Raw genomic sequence first — 5,362 nt, 5'->3', positions numbered from 1 at the left:
AATTCCTCATTCCTAATTCTTAATTATCTTTGTTTGTATATATTTCTTGCTAATGACTGAAATAAATGGCAAAATAGAGAAGCGAAAGCAACTATTTATCATATGAATGGCGATGTGATGATATGAATACAACCAAAACGATATTTGCTGGCCTGTTTGTGGCGATGGGAGTGCTGTTGCCGGTGGCATTTCATATTATAGGCATCAGTGGACGGATTTTTTTTCCTATGCATATTCCGGTTCTTATGAATGGCCTTTTGCTGGGGCCGGCGTATGGACTGGCGGTGGGGATTGCTGTTCCGGTGGTCAGTGCCCTGATGACGGGGATGCCGACTATGTTCCCTGTTTTGCCTATGATGACGGCTGAATTGGCAGTATATGGTGTAGTGGCGGGCTTTATTCATCAGAAAATGGGCCGTGGACTGCTGACTTCACTGATAGGTGCCATGATATGCGGCCGGATAATGGACATCATGGTTTTGACCCTGTTCGGTGAAGTATTAAAAATTGATGCTAAGCCGTTCATCTATGTTATGGCCGGAGTGTGGACCGGACTGCCGGGGATAATCATACAGGTTATTTTTATTCCGTATTTGGTAAGGCGACTGAAGGAAGCCTTTTTTGACCATAAATTATTTCAAGAGAGGGAATTATGAGCAAGACGAAAATTTTAACCGGACTTATTTGTCTGGGTTTGATTACGACTACTGGCTTTGCGGCCAATGAGGTCAATTTGGGTGATGAAATTGTTACTGTATATGGTGAGATGACCGAAGCTGAGAACAGTGGTGAGGCTGATACGGTAATCTCGCTGGAAAAATATCAGGGAGTGGCCAAGACTTTGCCTGAACTTCTGCGGGGAGTGGCTGGGGTCCAGATACAGGAAAAGCCGGTAGGGGGGACCGAAGATCAGAGTGTAAAGCTCCGTGGGCACGACAGCCGCCGCTTTACTGTGCTGGTGGATGGTGTACCCCAGAAAAATTCCGGTGTTATGGGTGGCAGTTATTTTAGCTGGGATACCATGCCAATAGGTTCCATTGATCGGATAGAGATTATCAAAGGGGCCAAGTCTTTTAAATATGGTCAGACCAACGGCGGTGTTATCAATATTATTACCAGAAAGGCCGAAGGCGGGACCTATAAACGGTCCATGGGCAGCAATAAGTATCGTCAGTTCGCCCTTGATTATAATACCACCTCAGGTGTGTTTGATATTGGTGTAAATTTCCTGCATGAAACCAAGGATGCTGTGCTGCGCAATGCGGATTATGGCAACAGGCAATATGGGCTTAATCTGAAATATCATATAAACAGCACTGATTCTATAAAGTTCAATTTCCAGCATACCCGTACCAACAAGGGAATGGTCACGGTAAATGACCCGTCCAGGGCGGATTATAATTCATATTATCCAATCACCCTGTTTGCGGATGCGTTTGGGAATGCCAAAAACAACGAGGTAATGGATGGCAGCCGGTTCATTACCAACCGAAATAATTTCAATATTTCCTACGATTCCCGTCGGGAAAAGGGCACTGATTTATTTACCTATTGGAAGGTAAATGAGCGGATGGAGGAGCTCAAGCTGGGGAATGGTGGTGCTGTGCTGTTTAAACGCAACAATATTACCGATCTGTCCCAGGGCTATCTTTATCAAGGCTCCCGGATAATTGATGATCGGCACGAGCTGGCCTTTGGGGCTGATTATACCCGTTACAGATATGGCTATGGTTGGTATGACAGCAATGCTGAGGGTGCTTCGGCGATGTATCCGTCCCAAAAGGCGGACACCTATGGGATTTATGTAGGGGATACATGGACTATGAATGACCGTTGGACATTGAACTATGGCCTGCGGTATGATGCCATGAAAGGCGAGCGGGATGATGGTCAGGCTGTGGCAGTTAAGTCCTTCAGTGACAGTAGTTTGTCTCCCAAAATAAATGCTGTTTACAAGAATGACGAACGGACTACCACGGAGTTTTCCGTAAATCGTATTTGGCGAGCACCATCCATGGCGGAATTTTACTGGTATTATCGCGGTATGGGCATGATGCCTCTTAACCACAATGCGGAGGAGAGCCTGGGACCGGACAAGGGCTGGGGCTACGATGTTTCCTTGCATCGGAAGTTCAACGACCGATACGATAGCAAGCTGTCCTTGTTCTATCAGGATTATTCCTCGTTTATCAGCTTTGTTCATACCAGTCCGTTTAACTGTTATATGTTGAATGGAGTAAAAATCTGGGGCTTTGAATGGGAAAATACCTATAAGTTTGACAATCATTCCTCCATGTATATGAATTATACCAATCAGCATACTACCAAAAATGATAGCCGGGAATGGGATAATGTAGCTTTGGCTGGTGAGCTGGATTATCGGCCTCGGCATATGCTTTCCTTGGGCTATCGCTGGGAGAAGGATAGCTGGACGGTCCAGTATGATATGAGGTTTACCGGTAATCAGCGGACCAAGTATGGATATCCATATGCCAAGCCAACGGAGAACCGGGTGGTGAACCTAGGAGGATATGCAGTGCATAATCTGTCTATAACCAAGCGGTTTAGGGATAAAATGTCCGTGAATTTTACGGTGTATAACCTCTTTAACAAGGATTATTGCGAGATATACGGCTACCCGATGGAAAAGCGCAGCTTTGTGCTGACCTGTACCAAGAACTTTTAATGATTTCCGACAGGGAGATGGAAAATTATGCGGATAGCAAGGCTTTCGAGAATGCTTGAACGATACGGACTGATTGTACTGGGGTGCCTTATCAGCAGCTGTGCCATAAATTTATTTTATGTACCCGCTAATCTGCTAACAGGCGGCGTTACCGGTATTTCCATGATTGTGCTCTTTTTGTGGGGCCTGCCGTTGGGTGTTCAGACCTTTGTGTATAATATACCGCTTTTGATTGCTGCCTATATTTTTCTGGGTAAACGATATCTGCGGGATGTAATAGTGGGTACGGTGATTTTCTCCGTCTGTCTTGATTTGACTCAGTATCTCAGTGAACTGCATCTGGTCAGTGATGTGATGCTGTCGTCAATTTTTGGCGGCGTGTTCTGTGGAATCGGCTACGGCATTGTTTTTCGTAATGACGGAAGTACCGGTGGCTTTGATATTATTGGAGCTATCGTAAAAAAATACTACTCCTTTGATATGGGAGCAGTAATTTTTTCCTTTAACTGTATGATAATGGTGGTGGCCGGCTGTCTCTTTGGGGTGACTCAGGCTTTGTTTACCCTGATTGGCATGTTTGTGTCTGCCAGTGTAACTGACAAGGTTATTGCCGGTATCAATCACCGAAAGGCGGTAATGATTGTTTCCAACAAGGCCGAGGAAATAGCGGACGGAATCATTTACGAGGTGGGCCGGGGGGTAACCTTTGTCCATAGTCAGGGGGCCTATACCCGCACAGAACGGGATATTGTGTTTGTGGTGGTAAAGACCACCCAGATTGCCAAGATTAAGAATATCGTGGATGCGGTGGACCGATTTGCCTTTATGATTATTATGTCCGCCAACGAGGTAATGGGCCGGGGCTTCACCCTGCCGGGACGGGAAATAGAGAAAATTCGTCAGGGACGGAAAAAACCGGTTGGTATCGATGAAGATGAAGAATAATATCGCTTGTAAAAGAGGCTGTCGCATTTGATGATTTTTCACCAAAGCGGCAGCCCTGTTATTATGTCCTTCTTTTATTATTTTGAATAATTGTTCATAGCAGCTTAATTCACGGCACAACAAAAACACCGTTTATATGATGACGGTGTATATGATGAAATCAGGCTGCTGTTTTAAATCATATAAATGCAGTCCAGTTCTTCCGGCCTTTACCCTACGGTCAAACCGGGAAATATTATACGCCAGAGCCACAATTATACTTTCGGTCAGTACATTTTCCTTCCCGCGGCGCGAATATCTCCGCAATCCCATATCTTCTTTTATGTTGGCAAAGGAACCTTCAACCTGAATACTACGATTCATTCGTAATTGTGTTCCAAATGGACTGGTTAGCCGCATTAGACATGCCTGCCGCTGTTCCTCCATATATTTTGATACATGCAGGACTTTGTTGCGTTCCTCTATTGGTGTTTTACAGTTATTTCCTTTGATGCAGAAACCTTTAAAGTGACACCCGGTGCAATCCCCAGAGTATATAGTTATTTCCCTGTTGTAGCCAGCTTTTGTTTTTCTGCTTTGAACATTTTGCTTGGTGAGAACTCGCCCATTATGGCGGGTATAGCAGTCACTTTTGGCGTTGTAACTCATATTTTCCCGACGGCCTATATCCTTTTTGTATTTTCTTGTCTTTGAAATCTCATAGTTATTTGGTTTAATATAGGCCACCTGACCATTAAGCTCAATAAATCTTTAATTCTCTTCGCTTTCATAGCCTGCATCGGCCACAATGTTTCTGTAAGGAAAACGCAGATGCTTTGCCATGCTGTCCAAAAAAGGGATTAAGGTATTTGTATCCGTCGGATTGTGAAATATTTCTGCCCAAACAATGTATTCGGAATCCACGCCATGCTGAAGATTGTATGCTGGTTTTAACTGACCGTTAAGCATTGCATCTTCTTTCATTCGCATAAAGGCTGCGTTCTTATTTTTTTGCATAGAAAAGGGGCATAGCAAATATTTTTTTATTAGTGCGACAGCCCCTTTGGGTATCAGTACTTAATGAATTTGAGCCGGTAGGCGAAAAATGAGTTTAGTACTGGTCAAGGGAAATGGACTGGCCAACGCAGCCCATTTTTTGTTTTATAAAAGCATATATTTATAGTACAATAATATGTGTATTTTTTTGTGATAGTATATAATAGGACCATGGTAGTGTATGCAATTCTACAAGGATGCTATGGCATGAAGTGAGTGAGATGACATGGGAGGGAACTATGAACAGGATTTATAAGGTAATTTGGAGCAGAACAAAAAATTGCTATGTGGTGGTCAGCGAGTTGGCCAAAAGTCACACTAGGAGCAGCTCCCGTAGTGGCCGGAGGGTGGCTGCTGTCCGGGTGGGGAGTGCCATCCTTTTGGGGACATATCTGGCAGCGGGATGCAGCCTGCCCTTGGCCTGGGCCGACACCCCGACACAGGAAGAGATAAATGAAGCAGTCGTGGAACTGGTTGAAAAAACCGAAGGCATTACACGTGAGGGAACAAAGACCACAATAGAACAGGGCTTTAATGTTCAAACAAACTTTAATAGCGGTTCTTCTAATGGATATATGAATGTCAACTGGGGACAAGATACACTAGCCAATGGTGAAAACGCAACAGCTTGGGGGAAAAGCACAGTTGCCCGTTCACCTCGGTCCACAGCCTGGGGTAATGAGGCAACAGCCAAGG

Annotated in this window: 6 protein-coding genes; 4 read left to right on the top strand and 2 right to left on the bottom strand. The window is 44.6% G+C overall.

From position 1 onward, the window contains the following. Positions 1–122 precede the first annotated feature (122 nt). From QZV24_RS09900 to QZV24_RS09890, 3 genes are read left to right on the top strand one after another with little or no spacing between them, the layout of a single operon-like run. Positions 123–656 (top strand): ECF transporter S component, encoded by a 534-nt coding sequence (locus QZV24_RS09900; RefSeq protein ID WP_294523394.1) that lies wholly within the window; start codon positions 123–125, stop codon positions 654–656. Next, positions 653–2,686: a TonB-dependent receptor gene (locus QZV24_RS09895; RefSeq protein WP_294523392.1), complete on the top strand. Its 2,034-nt coding sequence runs from the start codon at positions 653–655 to the stop codon at positions 2,684–2,686. The genes QZV24_RS09900 and QZV24_RS09895 overlap by 4 nt, the downstream gene beginning before the upstream one ends. Positions 2,687–2,713: 27 nt before the next feature. After that, on the top strand, positions 2,714–3,631 hold the full coding sequence (locus tag QZV24_RS09890) for a YitT family protein (protein WP_294523390.1): 918 nt from the start codon (positions 2,714–2,716) through the stop codon (positions 3,629–3,631). 132 nt (positions 3,632–3,763) lie between these two features. On the opposite strand, the gene QZV24_RS09885 is transcribed toward QZV24_RS09890, so the two are convergent. Together QZV24_RS09885 and QZV24_RS09880 are read right to left on the bottom strand one after the other, a co-directional pair. Next, entirely contained in the window at positions 3,764–4,357 is a 594-nt protein-coding gene (locus tag QZV24_RS09885) for a transposase (protein WP_294523388.1), read from the bottom strand. A gap of 24 nt (positions 4,358–4,381) precedes the next feature. Next, positions 4,382–4,600, bottom strand: a complete 219-nt coding sequence (locus tag QZV24_RS09880; protein ID WP_294523386.1) for a transposase — start codon at positions 4,598–4,600, stop codon at positions 4,382–4,384. Between the two features lie 305 nt (positions 4,601–4,905). On the opposite strand from QZV24_RS09880, the gene QZV24_RS09875 reads away from it, so the two are divergent. After that, the coding region (locus tag QZV24_RS09875; protein WP_294523384.1) for an ESPR domain-containing protein at positions 4,906–5,362 on the top strand (457 nt) is incomplete at its 3' end.

This window comes from uncultured Anaerovibrio sp., from assembly GCA_902786545.1.
In the GTDB taxonomy this organism is placed as follows: Bacteria; Bacillota; Negativicutes; order Selenomonadales; family Selenomonadaceae; genus Anaerovibrio.
Note: the sequence above shows the minus strand (reverse complement) of the source record. Positions and strands in the feature narration are given on the sequence as shown.